The organism is Rahnella sp. AA (assembly GCF_002834385.1).
In the GTDB taxonomy this organism is placed as follows: Bacteria; Pseudomonadota; Gammaproteobacteria; order Enterobacterales; family Enterobacteriaceae; genus Rahnella.
This window is the reverse complement of the sequence record NZ_PITQ01000005.1, coordinates 273,623-290,049: the sequence shown is the minus strand read 5'-3', so window position 1 is coordinate 290,049 and position 16,427 is coordinate 273,623. Positions and strand designations below refer to the sequence as shown.

The 16,427-nt window shown below is 55.5% G+C and carries 11 protein-coding genes; 5 read left to right on the top strand and 6 right to left on the bottom strand.

All coding sequences use genetic code 11. The features are described 5' to 3' along the window. Positions 1–4 precede the first annotated feature (4 nt). From CWS43_RS14535 to CWS43_RS14525, 3 genes are all read right to left on the bottom strand, one after another. Positions 5–1,603: an ABC transporter substrate-binding protein gene (locus tag CWS43_RS14535; protein ID WP_101077730.1), complete on the bottom strand. Its 1,599-nt coding sequence runs from the start codon at positions 1,601–1,603 to the stop codon at positions 5–7. Positions 1,604–1,678: 75 nt separating this feature from the next. Beyond that, the gene (locus CWS43_RS14530; RefSeq protein ID WP_101077729.1) at positions 1,679–3,118 is read right to left on the bottom strand and encodes a M20 family metallopeptidase; all 1,440 of its coding nucleotides are present in this window, start codon (positions 3,116–3,118) and stop codon (positions 1,679–1,681) included. A gap of 255 nt (positions 3,119–3,373) precedes the next feature. Next, positions 3,374–4,297 (bottom strand): LysR family transcriptional regulator, encoded by a 924-nt coding sequence (locus CWS43_RS14525; protein WP_101077727.1) that lies wholly within the window; start codon positions 4,295–4,297, stop codon positions 3,374–3,376. A 728-nt stretch (positions 4,298–5,025) separates the two neighbouring features. Here CWS43_RS14525 and dppA point away from each other — a divergent pair. From dppA to dppF, 5 genes are all read left to right on the top strand, one after another. Further along, positions 5,026–6,633, top strand: a complete 1,608-nt coding sequence (gene dppA / locus CWS43_RS14520) for a dipeptide ABC transporter periplasmic-binding protein DppA (protein ID WP_101077725.1) — start codon at positions 5,026–5,028, stop codon at positions 6,631–6,633. Positions 6,634–6,734: 101 nt separating this feature from the next. Beyond that, positions 6,735–7,754, top strand: a complete 1,020-nt coding sequence (gene dppB / locus CWS43_RS14515; RefSeq protein WP_101077723.1) for a dipeptide ABC transporter permease DppB — start codon at positions 6,735–6,737, stop codon at positions 7,752–7,754. 10 nt (positions 7,755–7,764) lie between these two features. Further along, on the top strand, positions 7,765–8,679 hold the full coding sequence (gene dppC / locus CWS43_RS14510; protein ID WP_101077721.1) for a dipeptide ABC transporter permease DppC: 915 nt from the start codon (positions 7,765–7,767) through the stop codon (positions 8,677–8,679). Between the two features lie 10 nt (positions 8,680–8,689). Further along, complete coding sequence (gene dppD, locus CWS43_RS14505) at positions 8,690–9,715, top strand: dipeptide ABC transporter ATP-binding protein (protein WP_095923948.1); 1,026 nt, start codon at positions 8,690–8,692, stop codon at positions 9,713–9,715. After that, entirely contained in the window at positions 9,705–10,718 is a 1,014-nt protein-coding gene (gene dppF, locus CWS43_RS14500; protein WP_101077719.1) for a dipeptide ABC transporter ATP-binding subunit DppF, read from the top strand. Before dppD ends, dppF begins: the two co-directional genes overlap by 11 nt. A 130-nt stretch (positions 10,719–10,848) precedes the next feature. On the opposite strand, the gene CWS43_RS14495 is transcribed toward dppF, so the two are convergent. The 3 genes from CWS43_RS14495 to CWS43_RS14485 are packed head-to-tail and all read right to left on the bottom strand — an operon-like array spanning position 10,849 to position 16,401. After that, positions 10,849–11,862, bottom strand: a complete 1,014-nt coding sequence (locus CWS43_RS14495; RefSeq protein ID WP_101077717.1) for a glycosyl hydrolase family 8 — start codon at positions 11,860–11,862, stop codon at positions 10,849–10,851. A 9-nt stretch (positions 11,863–11,871) separates the two neighbouring features. Then, complete coding sequence (gene bcsD, locus CWS43_RS14490; protein WP_101077715.1) at positions 11,872–12,351, bottom strand: cellulose biosynthesis protein BcsD; 480 nt, start codon at positions 12,349–12,351, stop codon at positions 11,872–11,874. A gap of 18 nt (positions 12,352–12,369) precedes the next feature. Beyond that, positions 12,370–16,401: a cellulose biosynthesis protein BcsC gene (locus CWS43_RS14485; RefSeq protein ID WP_101077713.1), complete on the bottom strand. Its 4,032-nt coding sequence runs from the start codon at positions 16,399–16,401 to the stop codon at positions 12,370–12,372. Positions 16,402–16,427: the final 26 nt, after the last annotated feature.

Below are 16,427 nucleotides of genomic sequence, written 5' to 3'. Positions count from 1 at the left end.
TTGGTTATTTAGAAGCCAGGGCGTAATAGACGCGAAAACCGTTCCACGTCCAGTCTTTGACTTGTTTGGTCAGACCGGCGGTGTTGTACATCTGGAACATGATCGCCATCGGACCTTGCTGCATCTGTTCTTCCTGCAGGGTGTGATACAGCGCAATGCGTTTTTGCTCATCCGGCTCGAGCAGCGCTTCGGTCACTTTTTTGTTCATCGCCGGGTCAAAATACGAGGCGCGCCAGCTCGGATACTGCGTTTTCTTGGCTTCTTTGCTGTTGTCCGGGTTGTAGACCAGCCGCGAGGCGTTGCCGTGGGCATCCGGTACGGAGGTCTGCCACGCCATCATGGCGCTCTGGAATTCACGTCCGCGCACGCGGCTGAATAACTGGGCATTCGCCATGCTTTCGATGGAGAGTTTTACGCCGATTTTCGAAGCATTTTCCTGTGTGCTTTGGGCTATCGGCGCAGAGTGAGGCAAGGTGCCAATAATCAGTTTTGCGGAGAAACCCTCGGGATAGCCGGCTTCAGTGAGCAATTGTTTGGCTTTCGCCAGATCGAGTTTGAATGGCTGGCCGGCATCTTTATCCAGCGCACCGAATGCGCCGAGCTGGGCGAAACTGGCGCGGGGCACGCCAAGGTATGGCATTACGGTGGAGGCCAGCCCCTGATAATCAATCAGATATCGCATCGCCAGCCGCACTTTCGGGTTTTTGAAAATCGGATCTTCGCTGTTGAACGTCCAGAAGAACAACTGCGGTTTGAGCACTTTCTCCACATTGACCTGGCCGCCTTTATCCAGATCGCGCAAATCGTCCGGTGCCAGGTCGCGGGCGATATCCACATCGCCTTGCGTCAGCAGCAAACGTTGTGTACCGGTTTCCGCGACGTGGCGGATCAGAATGCGTTGCAGCTTCGGTTTCTGCCCCCAGTAGTCTTTATTCGCCTGGAGTACCACGCCTTCACCGGCGTTCCAGCGCATCAGCTGATAGGGTCCGACACAGGCGGTGTGCGTCGTCAGATATTTGTTGCCCATGTCGTCGCCGGTGGCGTTTTTCCCGACCAATGCCTGGTCCAGCGTGGTCGAAACGTTATTGGCGGCGATGGCCTGCAATACCAGATTGGTGGGATACGGTTGGTCGAATTTCATCACCAGCGTGTTGTCATCCGGCGCGGTAATCCGCTCTTTGACGTTCTCTTTGTTAAAGCCATATTCGGTCAGCGTGGCAGAGTTACCGAAACCGAGCAGGACGACACGCTGCAACGACCAGGCGACATCTTTCGCCGTGGCTTTATTGCCGGAGGGGAAGGTCAGACCGGTATTGAGATGGAAGGTGATTTCTTTGCGGTCGGCGGAGATATCCCAGCTTTTTGCCAGACGCGGTATGACCTTAGACTCGTCTTTCGGATCAAAATCAACCAGCGTATCGCAGGTGTTTTTGATGATTTCATTGGTGACCACTTCGCCGATCTGTGCCGGATCAAAGGTGCTGATAGCGTCAATGTTCCACGCCATCACCAGCGAGTCAGCCGGTGTGGCAGCCTGCGCAGCGGAGCATCCCAACGTCAGGCCAATCAGTGTGGAGAGCATTTTTGTTCTGGTGCTGAGCATAAATCGGGTTCCTTTGATTAAAAAAAACGAGCCAATTTTTACCTCCCCCGGCAGGGCGGGAGGTCGCTTAATTATTTATTCAGGACGTGGCTGAACCGGCGGTTTCACTTCGGGTGGGATCGGGCAAACGTAAGGCGTTTCGGCCGTCAGTTCCTGATGGGCTTTTTTCGCTTCGCTCATCAGTGCGCTGTCAGTCAGGGTGTCGATGGCCGTCGCTGCCATGATTTTGGCGACATAGGCCAGGCCTTTGTGCGCGGCAGGCATTTTCCCCTGCGCGGTGAGTTGCCACGAATGCCCCGGCGTGCCGATAGCGTAAGTCGGGACGTGCGCCTGCACGGTCGGCATTTTCCAGCTGATGTCACCGACGTCCGTTGAGCCGAGCATCAGTTCACCGGAGGTTTCCAGCGGCACGATAAATTCGCACAGCGGCGAGGCATCCTGCGGTTTTTTCAGGCCAATACGGCGGTAAGCGCTTTGCAAATCCTGCGGGCTGAGCGTGGCCTGAATTTCGGCAGCAAAAGCTTTATCGGCTGCGTCAAATTCCAGCGGACCGAGCAGCTCAAAATTACGCTGCATGGCTTCTTCCAGCGGGCGGTTGCCGAGCAGGTTGGCAACGGCGCTCATGATGCTGATGTCGACAGTGGTTTCGGTCATCATCGCCGCGCCCTGCGCCACTTTCTTCACCCGCTCATTGAGTTCAAACATGGCGTGGACGTCGCGCGAACGGATGGCGTAACGCACGGCGGCACGCGCCTGTACCACGTTGGGCGCGATGCCGCCGGAATCGAGCATGGCGTAGTGAATGCGGGAGTCCTGCGGGACGTGCTCGCGCAGATAGTTGACGCCGACGTTCATCAGTTCAACGGCGTCCAGCGCGCTGCGGCCAAGGTGCGGGGAGGCGGCGGCGTGAGAAGAACGTCCATGGAAAACGAAATCCATGCGGGTATTGGCCAGCGATTCGGCGCGGGCGACTTCAGAGAACGCATTCGGATGCCAGGTGATGGCGATATCCACGCCGTCGAAAGCGCCTGCGCGTGCCATAAAGGATTTCGCTGCACCGCCTTCTTCTGCCGGACAGCCGTAATAACGCACGCGCCCCGGTGTTCCGGTCTGCGCCAGCCAGTCTTTTAGTGCGGTTGCGGCCAGCATCGCCGCCGACCCCAGCAGGTTATGGCCGCAGCCATGGCCCTGACCGTTGCCCGGCAGCGGTTCCGGCCGCGCAATCCCTGCCACCTGGCTGAGCCCCGGCAGGGCATCATATTCACCCAGAATGGCGATGATCGGGCCGCCTTCACCGGCTTCGCCCATCACCGCAGTCGGAATATCCGCGATGTTTTCCGTGACGCGAAAACCCTGTTCTTTCAGCATTGCCGTGTGTTCAGCGACGGAGCGGTATTCGGTATAGCAAATCTCAGGCATACCCCAGACGCGATCGCTCAGGGCCGTGAACAGGGCTTTTTTAGCGTCGACCAGGCTCCAGACGATGTCTTTATTCTGCGCAGATGCGTTATTCAACGGAGACTCCTTGTGCCAGTGGCTACGGTTTCGTTAGGTGAATGTGTCGGAGGAACCTGTTCAGAATGTGTGCAGAGGCGGCAAAGATCCAATGAGTCTTTCAGCTGGCCCATTCCAAAAACACATAGTTATTTTCAACCATGTGAAAACAGAATAGTCACTGTGACTATTTGAATAGAAAGAGGAATTTTCGGGTTTGGGGCGGCTTCCCGCTATCTGGCAGGCGTGTAATGATGTCTTTTCCGCCTCAGGGCGTCAGGCGACGGCGCGGGTGTGGTGTAACTGACTGGCTTTATTCCACAGGCGTTCAGCCTGCGGTGTGCGGAATTTTTCCAGCCGGTAAAGACGGATGCTGGCCTGAATATCCCAACTGCGTTCCCCGGCGCGGATCAGGGAGCCGTTCACCAGTTCTTCGCTGATCAGGCTTGAGGGCAACCAGGAAACGCCGCAGCCGGATAGGGTCATGGCTTTCAGGCCGCTGCACATCGGGTTTTCATAAACAGGCTTGAGCGGCAGCGGATGCGATGCAAACAGCGCGCTCAGCGCATGGGCAAAAAAGGAACGATTACCATAGCTGAGATAAGGAAGCTGAGTGTGCGTACCCAAAGTATTGAGCGGGAACAACGGCCTGCCGCTGTCATCTGGCGCGCAGACGGCCAGCGCATTCTCTTTGCCCAGTTCGATATACGGGAAACGTTCGAGCTGTTTCATCAGCGGGACAGAGTCATGCGCGTAAGTCAGCAAAAAATCCGTTTCGCCGTCGAGCAACAAGGAGATATTGCCACTAAAGGAAGGCTGCTGGTCGCACAGACGGATATAACCGTACTGATGCGACGGGTCTATCTGATTAATCCAGTCAGGGAAAAAGGTCAGGGAGAGCGTATTTAGCGCCGCAAAATGGACAATGGCATGCTTTTGCGCGTGGCGCTCACGCAGGTCACTGCGCAGTTGCGTCATTGAAAAGACCAGTTCAGCGGCGGTATGCAGGAAATCCTGCCCTTCGGGTGTCAGGCGTATCGGGTAGGTTTTCCGGTCAAACAGCGGAACTCCTAACCATTCTTCCAGCTGTTTAATGCGACGACTCAGCGCGGACTGGGTGATGTTTCTTTCACTGGCGGCTCGCGTGAAGCTATAGCATTGAGACACACTGAGAAAATCTTCAAACCACTTCAGTTCCATCAGAAAACCTCTGGCGGGTGATAAGCCCTTAAGAACTAGCAATAAGTGAGCCAAAGTTTAAAAAGTGATTAACAAACTAGTTTCAATCCATTTCAGGCCACATGACACCCCGTGCTGGAAAAACAGCCTGAATTCGTACACGGAATCTCCTGCACTACCGTTGTGCATTTGCGCCATTTTGGGGTGTTTCGCGGGTGCCGGGGCAAACACGTTTCGTGATGACCGGTAGCCGTTTGCTGCACTTCTCAGCATTTTCCGCTGGTTTCCACCCCGATCTCAAAAATAACCGTTCATATATTCATCATTTAGCCAGAAATTTTTAGGGAATTAAAATGGGTGAAACCCCCAGGAATATTCTTTTACATGGCGGATTGTGTGGGTATTGGCCGTCAGGACTGAACATTCATCCTGCATTCGTTAATAAAATGTTTTTTTATGTTTGTTTGCTGTTACTCACAGTCTGTGTAAATGCCTGACGGTTATATTGACGTCACGGATAGGAGTTGCCAAATTGATAGCCCCAAGGAAGACCAGTGATTATTTCCGGTAAGGTTTTGTAAAGCCAGCTTTACAGATCGAAGGAAAAAAATGGCAGTTCACCATGCTCTGGTTGGACTTATTGCAGCGCACGAGCAAACACAGTCACCCGCAAATAAAAATAAAGGGTGACGTGAGCTGTATACACAACACACACATCCACATCACCATTAATCGATGGAGCAGAAGCGATGACAATCTCTTTAGGTAAGTCGGGGCTACTGAAATTCAGTATGGGCCTGATTGCGCTGACCGTTGCGGCCAGTGTCCAGGCAAAAACGTTAGTGTATTGCTCTGAAGGTTCACCTGAAGGCTTCAACCCTCAGCTGTTCACCTCTGGCACCACGTATGACGCAAGCTCCGTGCCTATCTACAACCGTCTGGTTGAATTCAAGATCGGGACCACTGAAATCCAGCCTGGCCTGGCTGAGAAGTGGGACGTGTCTGCTGACGGCAAAACCTATACCTTCCATCTGCGCAAAGGCGTGAAATGGCAGGATAACAAGGAATTCAAACCGACCCGTGATTTCAACGCGGACGACGTAATCTATTCCTTTGAACGTCAGCTGGACAAAAATAACCCATATCACGGCGTATCTGGCGGCAGCTATGAATACTTCGAAGGTATGGGCATGGGCGATCTGATCAACAAGATCGTGAAAGTGGATGACAACACCGTGCAGTTCGTACTGAACCGCCCTGAGTCTCCATTCCTGGCTGACCTCGCGATGGACTTCGCTTCCATTCTGTCTGCGGAATACGCGGACAACATGCTGAAAGCGAAAACGCCTGAGAAAGTTGACCTGGATCCAATCGGTACCGGTCCGTTCCAGCTTCTGCAGTACGAGAAAGATTCACGCATCCTCTACAAAGCCTTCCCGGGCTACTGGGGCACCAAGCCGCAGATCGACCGTTTAGTCTTCTCCATCACGCCTGACGCCTCCGTGCGTTACGCGAAATTGCAGAAAAACGAATGCCAGGTAATGCCGTACCCGAACCCGGCTGATATCGCGGCAATGAAGAAAGATAAATCCATCAACCTGATGCAACAGCCAGGTCTGAACGTGGGTTACCTGTCCTTCAACGTTGAGAAAAAACCACTGGATGAAGTGAAAGTGCGTCAGGCACTGACCATGGCTGTGAACAAAAAAGCCATCATCGATGCGGTTTATCAGGGCGCTGGCCAGCCAGCTAAAAACCTGATCCCACCAACAATGTGGGGCTACAACAAAGACATCGTGGATTACCCGTACGATCCGGCTAAAGCCAAAGAGCTGCTGAAAGAAGCAGGTCACGCAGACGGTTTCACTATCGACCTGTGGGCAATGCCAGTACAGCGTCCGTATAACCCGAACGCACGCCGTATGGCTGAAATGATCCAGGCTGACTGGGCGAAAATTGGCGTGAAAGCCAACATCGTGACTTACGAGTGGGGCGAATACCTCAAGCGTGCGAAAAACGGTGAGCACCAGTCTGTGATGATGGGCTGGACCGGCGACAATGGGGATCCGGATAACTTCTTCGCGACCCTGTTCAGCTGTGCAGCAGCAAAAGACGGTTCCAACTACTCCCGCTGGTGCTACAAGCCGTTTGAAGATCTGATCCAGCCAGCCCGTGCTGAATCTGATCACGCTAAACGTGCTGCACTGTACCAACAGGCTCAGGTTGTGATGCATGACCAGGCGCCTGCGCTGATCATCGCTCACTCCACCGTGTACGAGCCAGTTCGCAAAGAAGTGAAAGGCTATGTGGTTGATCCATTAGGCAAACATCACTTCGAAAACGTCTCAATGGAGTAATAGCGTCTCGCTATAACATCCAAAGATTTATAGTTTTGTGAGCTATCAATAAGCCCGGAGAGCTACGGTTCTCCGGGCATTTTATACAGAGAGTACGGGATATGTTGCAGTTCATACTCCGACGTCTGGGGTTAGTTATCCCAACGTTTATCGGCATTACTTTGCTGACTTTTGCCTTCGTACACATGATACCAGGCGACCCGGTCACCATCATGGCAGGCGAGCGCGGTGTTTCCCCCGAGCGTCATGCCCAGTTAATGGCAGATATGGGGCTCGACAAGCCTCTTTATCAACAATATTTCAACTACGTGAATGGGGTGCTGCATGGCGACCTGGGCACGTCATTAAAAAGCCGCACACCTGTCTGGAAGGAATTTGTGCCGCGCTTTAAGGCCACGCTGGAGCTGGGTATCTGCGCGATGATCTTTGCGATCATTGTCGGTATTCCTGTGGGGGTGCTGGCGGCAGTGAAACGGGGATCGGTATTTGACCACACGGCAGTGGGTATCTCACTGACCGGCTATTCAATGCCCATATTCTGGTGGGGGATCATGCTGGTGATGCTGGTCTCGGTGCACTGGAACCTGACGCCCGTATCGGGGCGAATAAGCGATACTGTCTTCCTTGATGACAGCCTGCCTCTGACCGGCTTTATGCTGATTGACACGCTTTTTTGGGGCGAACCGGGTGATTTCGTTGATGCTGTGATGCACATGATTTTACCGGCTATTGTTCTGGGCACTATCCCGCTGGCGGTGATTGTGCGTATGACCCGTTCTTCCATGCTGGAAGTGCTGGGTGAAGACTACATCCGTACTGCGCGCGCCAAAGGCGTCAGCCGTATGCGGGTGATCGTCATTCACGCCTTGCGCAATGCACTGTTGCCGGTCGTGACCATCATTGGTTTGCAGGTCGGTACGCTCCTGGGCGGCGCGATCCTGACAGAAACCATCTTCTCCTGGCCAGGGCTTGGCCGGTGGCTTATCGACGCACTCCAGCGCCGCGACTATCCGGTCGTGCAGGGCGGTGTGTTGCTGGTCGCTACTCTGATCATCGTGGTTAACCTGCTGGTAGACGTGCTCTACGGCGTGGTCAACCCGCGTATTCGCCACAAGAAATAAGGGGCGCACAATGTCTCAAACCACTGAGCCAGTTGCTAACGAGTTAGTGACGGCTGCGCCAGCGCCGATGCCGCCAATGCGCGAATTCTGGCACTACTTTAAGCGTAACAAAGGGGCCGTGACCGGCCTGGTTTACATCATCATCATGCTGGTCGTTGCGATTGGCGCAAACGTCATCGCCCCGCATGCGCCGGCTGAACAGTTCCGCGATGCGCTGCTGCGCCCGCCGGTCTGGATGCAAGGCGGTAGCTGGAAATTCCTGCTGGGCACGGACGACGTGGGCCGCGATATTCTCTCGCGTCTGATGTACGGCGCGCGTTTATCGCTGCTGGTTGGCTGCCTGGTCGTGGTGCTGTCGCTGATCCTCGGCGTGGTTTTCGGCCTGTTTGCCGGTTACTACGGCGGTGTGGTGGACGCTATCATCATGCGCGTGGTCGATATCATGCTGGCCCTGCCAAGCCTGTTGCTGGCGCTGGTGCTGGTGGCGATTTTCGGCCCGTCGATAGTCAACGCCTCGCTGGCGCTAACCTTCGTTGCCCTGCCGCACTACGTTCGTTTAACCCGCGCCGCGGTGCTGGTAGAAGTGAACCGTGACTACGTGACCGCATCGCGCGTTGCGGGTGCCGGCTCTGCGCGCCAGATGTTCGTCAATATTTTACCTAACTGCTTAGCGCCGCTGATTGTTCAGGCTTCGCTCGGCTTCTCCAACGCCATCCTCGATATGGCAGCGTTGGGCTTCCTCGGTATGGGCGCACAACCGCCAACGCCGGAGTGGGGCACCATGCTGTCTGACGTTTTACAGTTTGCTCAAAGTGCCTGGTGGGTTGTGACCTTCCCGGGCGTGGTCATTCTGTTGACGGTGCTGGCATTTAACCTGATGGGTGATGGCCTGCGTGATGCCCTCGACCCTAAACTCAAGCAGTAAGGGGTTGGAGATGGAAACAACATTAACGAATGACGTTCAGGTCGGTAAAACATTGCTGACCGTGGACAAACTCTCCGTTCACTTTGGTGACGAAGGTACGCCGTTCCGCGCCGTAGACCGTATCAGTTACAGCGTGAAGCAGGGTGAGGTGGTCGGGATTGTCGGTGAATCCGGCTCCGGTAAATCGGTCAGTTCACTGGCGCTGATGGGGCTTATCGACTTCCCCGGCAAAGTGATGGCGGAAAAGCTGGAGTTCGGTGGCCGTAATCTTCAGGGGATCAGCGAAAAAGAGCGCCGTCAGATTGTCGGTGCGGAAGTTGCGATGATTTTCCAGGATCCGATGACCAGCCTGAACCCGTGCTACACCGTCGGTTTCCAGATTATGGAAGCCATCAAGGTGCATCAGGGCGGCAACAAAAAGACCCGTCGTCAGCGCACCATCGACCTGCTGAATCTGGTCGGTATCCCTGATCCGGCTTCGCGTCTCGACGTGTATCCGCACCAGCTTTCCGGCGGGATGAGCCAGCGTGTGATGATCGCGATGGCAATCGCCTGTCGTCCAAAATTGCTGATTGCCGATGAGCCGACCACCGCGCTGGACGTGACCATTCAGGCGCAGATCATCGAGCTGCTGCTTGAGCTGCAACAGAAAGAAAACATGGCGCTGATGCTGATCACCCATGACCTGGCGCTGGTGGCGGAAGCCGCACATCACATCATCGTGATGTACGCCGGCCAGGTGGTGGAATCGGCCAAAGCCACGGAGATTTTCCGTGCGCCGCGCCATCCGTATACTCAGGCGCTGCTGCGCTCATTGCCGGAATTTGCGGCGGATAAGGCCCGTTTGCAGTCATTGCCGGGCGTGGTGCCGGGTAAATATGACCGCCCGAACGGCTGTCTGCTGAACCCGCGCTGCCCGTATGCAACTGACCGTTGCCGTAAAGAAGAACCTGCGCTGCGTGACCTCGCGAACGGGCGTCAGTCGAAGTGCCATTATCCGCTGGATGATGCCGGGAGACCTACTTATGAGTCCTGATAACACCCAACCGCAGCCGCTGTTGCATGCGATTGACCTGAAAAAACATTACCCGGTGAAGAAAGGGATGTTCGCCCCGGAACGTACCGTAAAAGCGCTCGACGGTGTGTCTTTCACGCTGGAACGCGGGAAAACGCTGGCAGTGGTCGGTGAATCCGGCTGCGGGAAATCCACGCTGGGCCGTTTGCTGACCATGATCGAAGTACCGACCGGCGGTGAGCTTTATTATCGCGGGCAGGATTTGCTGAAACCTGATGCCACGGCAGAAAAGCTGCGCCGTCAGAAGATCCAAATCGTGTTCCAGAATCCTTACGGATCGCTGAACCCGCGTAAGAAAGTCGGTCAGATCCTTGAAGAGCCGTTGCTGATCAACACCAAACTGACGGGCGCCGAACGCCGTGAAAAAGCGCTGGCGATGATGGCGAAAGTGGGCCTGAAAACGGAACACTACGACCGTTATCCGCACATGTTCTCCGGCGGTCAGCGTCAGCGTATTGCAATCGCCCGTGGCCTGATGCTGGACCCGGACGTGGTGATCGCCGATGAACCGGTTTCCGCGCTCGACGTATCTGTGCGCGCGCAGGTGCTGAACCTGATGATGGATTTGCAGCAGGATCTGGGGCTGTCTTACGTCTTCATTTCTCACGATTTGTCCGTTGTGGAACATATCGCTGATGAAGTGATGGTGATGTACCTTGGCCGCTGCGTGGAGAAAGGCTCGAAAGACGCCATCTTCAGCAACCCGCGCCATCCGTACACACAGGCGCTGCTGTCCGCCACGCCACGTCTGAACCCGGACGAGCGCCGCGAACGCATCAAGCTGACCGGTGAGCTGCCAAGCCCGCTGAACCCGCCAGCCGGTTGCGCGTTCAACGCCCGATGCCGTCGCGCATTCGGCACCTGCAAGCAGTTCCAGCCACAGCTGAAGCAATACGGTGACCAGCTGGTCGCCTGCTTTGCCGTCGATCAGGATGAAAACGGAACCACGCAAACCGTCGCGTAAATCTGACTGATCTGCAGAAATGACAAAGCCCGCGAAAGCGGGCTTTTTTGTGGAAACTTATTGCGTATATACAATAACTGCAGCGCCAATTTATTGCATATATACAATAAATTGGCCTGCAATAAATCCCTTAACCTTTATGGCTCGCCCACCAGCTCAGCAGCTGGAGGCAGGAAGAATAATAGTCATCCTTCGGTGCCAGAGTCGGGCTGATGGCGCTGGCGTTGGCCATGGTGAAATCACGGATGGCTAACAGGCCCGGCGACATGTTGTAGCTGGCTTTGGTGCCGGTCATCACGTCAATCCAGGCCGGTGTCGCGGTACGCGGAGATTTCTGCCACCACAGAATAAACGGCGCCAGCTGCGGGCTGCCAGGATGCGCCCAGCCGAGATACAGCGGGATACGCACGGCGTCGTAGCTGAAGCGCGTCGGCCAGCGGCTGGCGGGTTTCATGGTGCCGTCTGCCTGCATATCGACCCAGTCCGTCGGCAAGCGGAATTCGCCAAAGGTCATTTTGCTGAGCATCGCGGTGCCGCTTTCATCGAGATCTTTCCACACTTTTAAATGGCTGCGCGCAAAAAACGCCTGCCAGGCGGGGAAGATGAAGTAAGACGGATTGACGGTGATATTGCTGGTCTGATTGAAGCCTGATACGCCCGGCAGTATCACTTTATAGCCTGCGTAATCAATCACGGTATGTTTGATCAGAGCGGCCTGCAATTTGTCAGAGGCCTGCGTATAGCGGGCATCATTCCATTTCTCGCCCCCCAGCAGCAAAGCCCAGGCGATCAGCGTATCGCCATCGGAGGCGTTATTCTTATCGGCGACGTGGTTGCTGTTGTTTGGATCATAGCGCCATGAATAGAGACCAATATCTTTACGGTAAAGCGTTGTGTTTGCCCACTGCCACAGTTTGTCGAATGTCGCCTGATCGTCATTGAACACGGCCAGCAACATGCTGAAACCCTGGCCCTCTGTGTGGCTGACGTTTTTATTGGCGGTATCAATAATTCGACCGTCTGGCATCAGAAAGCGACTCTTATAAGCCGCCCAACCTGCATCCTGCGCCATTACTGAAGAACTGAAAAATGCAACAATAAGGCTGAACCACAGCACCAGGCTGTAGCGCCGAAATAACCACATATAAATTCCTTACAAACCATTTTGATAGCGGAAAACGAAGGCGCCTTCCGGTGTGCTTTCCTGCCAGCGCAGCGGAACATAAGGCTGCCCGCCCTGTGATAACAACCATTCAGCATACAACCCCTCAAATAACGAAATCAGCGCGATACGCCACACTTCGTCGTCCTGCCCTTGCGGGGAGACTGGCCAGGCAATGTGCACCAGTGCCAGTTGTTGCTGCGTGGCTTCCAGCTTCACCACCCCCCAGTCAAAGCGACTGAGGATGTGATTGATATTATCTTCCAGCTCGCCAAGGGTCGCGGAGGCAGGAAGCGGGTGCTGACGGGCCAGATTATTGCCCATCAGCGTGAGAAAACGGCGGCCATCTTCGTCATCAGCGGAAGCCAGAATACCTGAAAAAAGCACCTGCACCAGGCTTTGCCAGCCCGGTGTAGTATGACGCTGGCGGTAATATTCCTGCGCGACCTGAGTATAGTTATGTTCTTGCATGGTTATATGTCACCGCGATTAATTTTGGCCCATCAGATAGCGGAAGTAGACCTGTGCGGTACTTTCGTTGTAATCCCCGAAAGTATCGTAGCCAACCTGACCGCCAATCTGCATGTTTTTGTTCAGATGATAGTTACCGCCCACGCCCGCACTCCAGCCGATGCCATTCTGCGTTTTACCCGCATAGTAAGCTTCGGTGCCAAAGCCTGCGTTGACCAACTCTTCCAGTTGTTTTTGCAGATCCGGGTTATTCGGGAAGTACGCACTCTTATCCTGTGAGTAAGACTGATAACCCACTGCACCGGACAGTTTCAAATCCCAGTCGTCATACTTCTGGGTGTATTCCACCGGGAAGGAGACGCTGACGTAGTTCTGCGGGCTGAAGTAACCCCCCTGACCATAGGAGTAGTAACTGAGGTTCTTGTCGAAGTTCATGTAACCGACGTTAATCCCGGTTTTCAGCTCACGGTCGTCATAGCGGTAAGGGCGAATATACAAACCCGCGTTAGCATTGACCGACTGGTTACTCTTCACGTTGTTACCGAGGTAACTGTAGTAACCGCCTTCGGCATAGAAGCCGGCGTCGCCGTCATCGTAGGACAGATTAATACTGCCGCCGTTTTTGGTGACCTGCCCCCAGTTCTTACCGCTGTACGTATCTTTGGTGCCGACATAGGACAGGATACTGTCGGTGACCGCACGACGTTCAGCCGTCAGGCGCAGGGTGGTGAAGTCAGTCAGTTTAGGTGCCCATTGTACGCCACCGACCAGTGAGTTCAGATCCTGGCCCAGCGGGGTGCTGCCGATATCGGCTTTATAGCTGTCGCCGGTCAGCGCGGCGTTAACTTCTACGCCAGTCGCGCTTTGGTTGCCGCCTTCTGGGGCAGTGAAAGTTGTAGGATCTACAGCATTTAATGCGGCTATACGGCTGTTAATTGCCGTACATTGAGCGATCAGAGTTGCACTGGAAGAGCTGCTCACCGATGAACAATTTGCTGCATTATATTCTGCAGTCAAGTCTGTTTGATAATCGCTAATTTTGTTTAAAGTTCTACCTGCATTTGCAGGGTCTGACATCGCGTCTCGGACATCATTAGCCGTTAGACTCGAGCCCGTTGCTGCATTATAAGCTGCCGCTGCAGAAGAATAGCCTCTTGCCAGTGCACCCTGACCAAACCGGGTATTACCGGTGCCGGACGGGCTACCTGCACTCAGGGAAACCGGCGTCACGCCGATGCTCAGGCGTGACGTATCGAACGGCACGAAAGCAAAGGTCATTGGCGCTTTCGCTTCGGTCAGCTGGCTGAGGCCGCTTTCACCGTCACGACCACGAATCGACATATCGCCTTGTGCCCAGGTGGCCGTTTTACCCTGCAAATCGTCGAGCATGTCGTCGATCTGTTTTTCCGTCGCAGTACGCTGCGCCACGGCGGTCGGCACCGCAGCCACCGGAACATTGCCCGGAGGTGTGATCTGATCAGAGACCTGCCACGGTAATACGGTGCCGTAGGAAGATTGTGTTGCCGGGCGGCCCGGTGAAGTGCGGGTTGAACGGTTGATAAACGGGTTGTCGCTGATCTGCAATCCCGCCACCTGCGCCGTGCTGTCTGCGCCTTCCAGACCAATCATCTTGCCCTTCGCGGAACGCAGTAACGCCAGCGCCTGCTGGTGATCGCCCTGTGCTTCGGCCACGCGGGCTTCGAGTAACAAACGGTCCGGCGTACGTTCGCCGCGCAGGCCGGTTAGCAGTTCCTGCGCCCGTTTGTTATCGCCTTCGCCCAGCGCGACATTGATGGCACCGACGCGTGCATCCTGCGTCGGCGTATCGTTGAGCATCAGATAGTTATAAACCTGACCGGCCTGTTTATTGAGTTTGCCGGACTGATAAAGGCGCGCCATCGCCAGCATCAGATCGCGGTTTTGCGGATCGGCCTGAAGTGCGACGACCAGTTTGTCGTAAGCGGCGGCGTACTGACCTTGCTCACGTAGCTGATCGGCCTGAGTGATCACGTATCCGTTACGCAGATTGGCCAGCGCGGTTGCGGATGTGCCGGACTGAATTTGCGGATTTTGCAGGAAAGCCTGCGCTTCGTTGCCCAGACCGGCGGAATTGAGCACGGTGATCTGATCGGCATAATCGCCCGCATTACCGTTCACGCCCTGACGCATGTTCTGGCGAACCAGCTGCACGGCCAGCGGAACCTGCCCGGTGGCGGCGAGATTTTTTGCCAGCGCGCCGACATCGGCTGGCGCCGTTGGCGGGTTCTGCGCCAGTGCGCGCAAGGTATTGGCGGCCGCGGCGGTATTGCCCTGTTGCAGATAATTTTCGGCATCCGCCATTTGCGCATTGAAGTTGGCGCGCTGCGCCAGTTCACGCATACCCTGATTCTGGCTGCTGCGCGGAATGCGCGAGAGCAGGGCGTTGGCGGTGGCCCAGTTTTTGGTTTCGGATGCAAACAGCGCGGCGGCGTAAAGGTCTGCTGATGACGCGCCCGGACGCGAAGACGGCGCCATGATGGACTGCGCCTGTGCGGTTTGTCCCTGCGATTGCAGAATGCGCGCCATATCCAGTTTTACCCAGACGTTAGACGGCTGACGTTCCTGCGCCTGCTGAAGAATATTCAGCGCGCGCTGCGGATCGTTGTTGGCGACGGCCTGCGCTGCCTGTCGGCGCATCGGTTCGATGACGTCGGCCACGGTCGGCGGATTCATCTTCGCCTGCAAACTGGCTGGCAGGGTTTTCAGAACCTGATTGGCCTCAGCCGTTTTGTTTTGCTGACGCAGCACGTAGAAAAGCCCTGCTCGGGCATCGGCGTTGTCACCGAGTGCGCTGTACTGCTGTTCCGCACCGGCCAGATCGCCTTTGCGGCGCAGAATATCTGCACGTAGCAAACCGGCAGACTGACCTTTTTCTCCGCCGACTGACGCCAGCGGGGTGACGGCGGCCAGCGCAGCGTCATAACTGCCGGACGCAGCGGCGGCTTTGGCTTTCGCCAGCTGGGCGTAAAACGCAGAATCCTGCGCCTGATTGCTCAGCTGTGCACTGTTCGCCCCGCCCTGTGCGGCGGCTTTGCTCAGATACTGCGACGCTTCTTCAAAGTTTCCGCTGCGCTGGGCGATATATCCCAGGCCTGCCAGTGCATCAGCATCGTTCGGGTTATCGGCCAGCACGCTTTCAAACTTGGCTTTCGCGCTGTTGACGTCGCCGCTGTTCAGCGCCGTAAAGCCCTGTCCTTTGGCCGCGCCACCAATGTTTTTCTGGAAGTAGGCCATGACGGCGGTGTCATTCGGATGACGTGCCTGATAGCCCTGATACAAATCACGATCGCCTTCCTGCGGAGCCATCCACAGGAGCGCCTGGCGCAGTGAACGGTCAGCTTCGGTACTGGAACCGGCCATTGTGCTCAGTAATTTGATGCCATCGCGGCGGGTGGCTTCCTGATAAGTGAGCACCTTACCCAATCCGAGACGCGCCTGAGTATCATCCGGGCGCGCGGCAACGCGTTGCTGTAATCCCGCAATCGCCTGTGGCTGGAGCGATTTATCGCCCGCCATCGTCAGATAATATTCGGTTGCCAGGCTGTCGAGCGGCTGGTTGCCGTTAAAAATGGTGCGATAAGCCGAAAGCGCGCCGCTGACGTTGCCCTGCGCGGCCATCTGGCGGGCAGATGCCAGCTGTGCCGGCGGAATAGATTGCATGGCTTTGGCGCTGTTGAGCGAGGCCAGACGGGGATCGTCCGGCGATACGCTGACCAGCTTTTCACGCCACTGATTGGCCGCCGTTTTGTCACTACTTTGCATGGAATACAGCGACATCAGGTACAGGGCCTGCGCGTTATTTGGCTCAACCAGCAGCACTTTCTGCAAGGCGTCTTTTGCCAGATCGTCATGGGCACGTTCGTGCCAGTACGCCGCCTGATCAAACAGCGCCTTCATTGCCGGATTTGTCGTATCGGCTGCAAAAGTGGCCGCGCTGAAACTCGTTATTCCGGCGATCCCTACCAGATAAATAGCCCTGATCACCGCCAGGGACAGTTTATGTTTTTTCATTTTCCAGCTCCGGTAATCGCCAGAGA

Bases quoted from the DNA above. Each gene is read 5' to 3' on its own strand.
- CWS43_RS14535 (WP_101077730.1), bottom strand. From the start codon at position 1,603: ATGCTCAGCACCAGAACAAAAATGCTCTCCACACTGATTGGCCTGACG.
- CWS43_RS14525 (WP_101077727.1), bottom strand. From the start codon at position 4,297: ATGGAACTGAAGTGGTTTGAAGATTTTCTCAGTGTGTCTCAATGCTAT.
- dppA (WP_101077725.1), top strand. From the start codon at position 5,026: ATGACAATCTCTTTAGGTAAGTCGGGGCTACTGAAATTCAGTATGGGC.
- dppB (WP_101077723.1), top strand. From the start codon at position 6,735: ATGTTGCAGTTCATACTCCGACGTCTGGGGTTAGTTATCCCAACGTTT.
- dppC (WP_101077721.1), top strand. From the start codon at position 7,765: ATGTCTCAAACCACTGAGCCAGTTGCTAACGAGTTAGTGACGGCTGCG.
- dppD (WP_095923948.1), top strand. From the start codon at position 8,690: ATGGAAACAACATTAACGAATGACGTTCAGGTCGGTAAAACATTGCTG.
- dppF (WP_101077719.1), top strand. From the start codon at position 9,705: ATGAGTCCTGATAACACCCAACCGCAGCCGCTGTTGCATGCGATTGAC.
- CWS43_RS14495 (WP_101077717.1), bottom strand. From the start codon at position 11,862: ATGTGGTTATTTCGGCGCTACAGCCTGGTGCTGTGGTTCAGCCTTATT.
- bcsD (WP_101077715.1), bottom strand. From the start codon at position 12,351: ATGCAAGAACATAACTATACTCAGGTCGCGCAGGAATATTACCGCCAG.
- CWS43_RS14485 (WP_101077713.1), bottom strand. From the start codon at position 16,401: ATGAAAAAACATAAACTGTCCCTGGCGGTGATCAGGGCTATTTATCTG.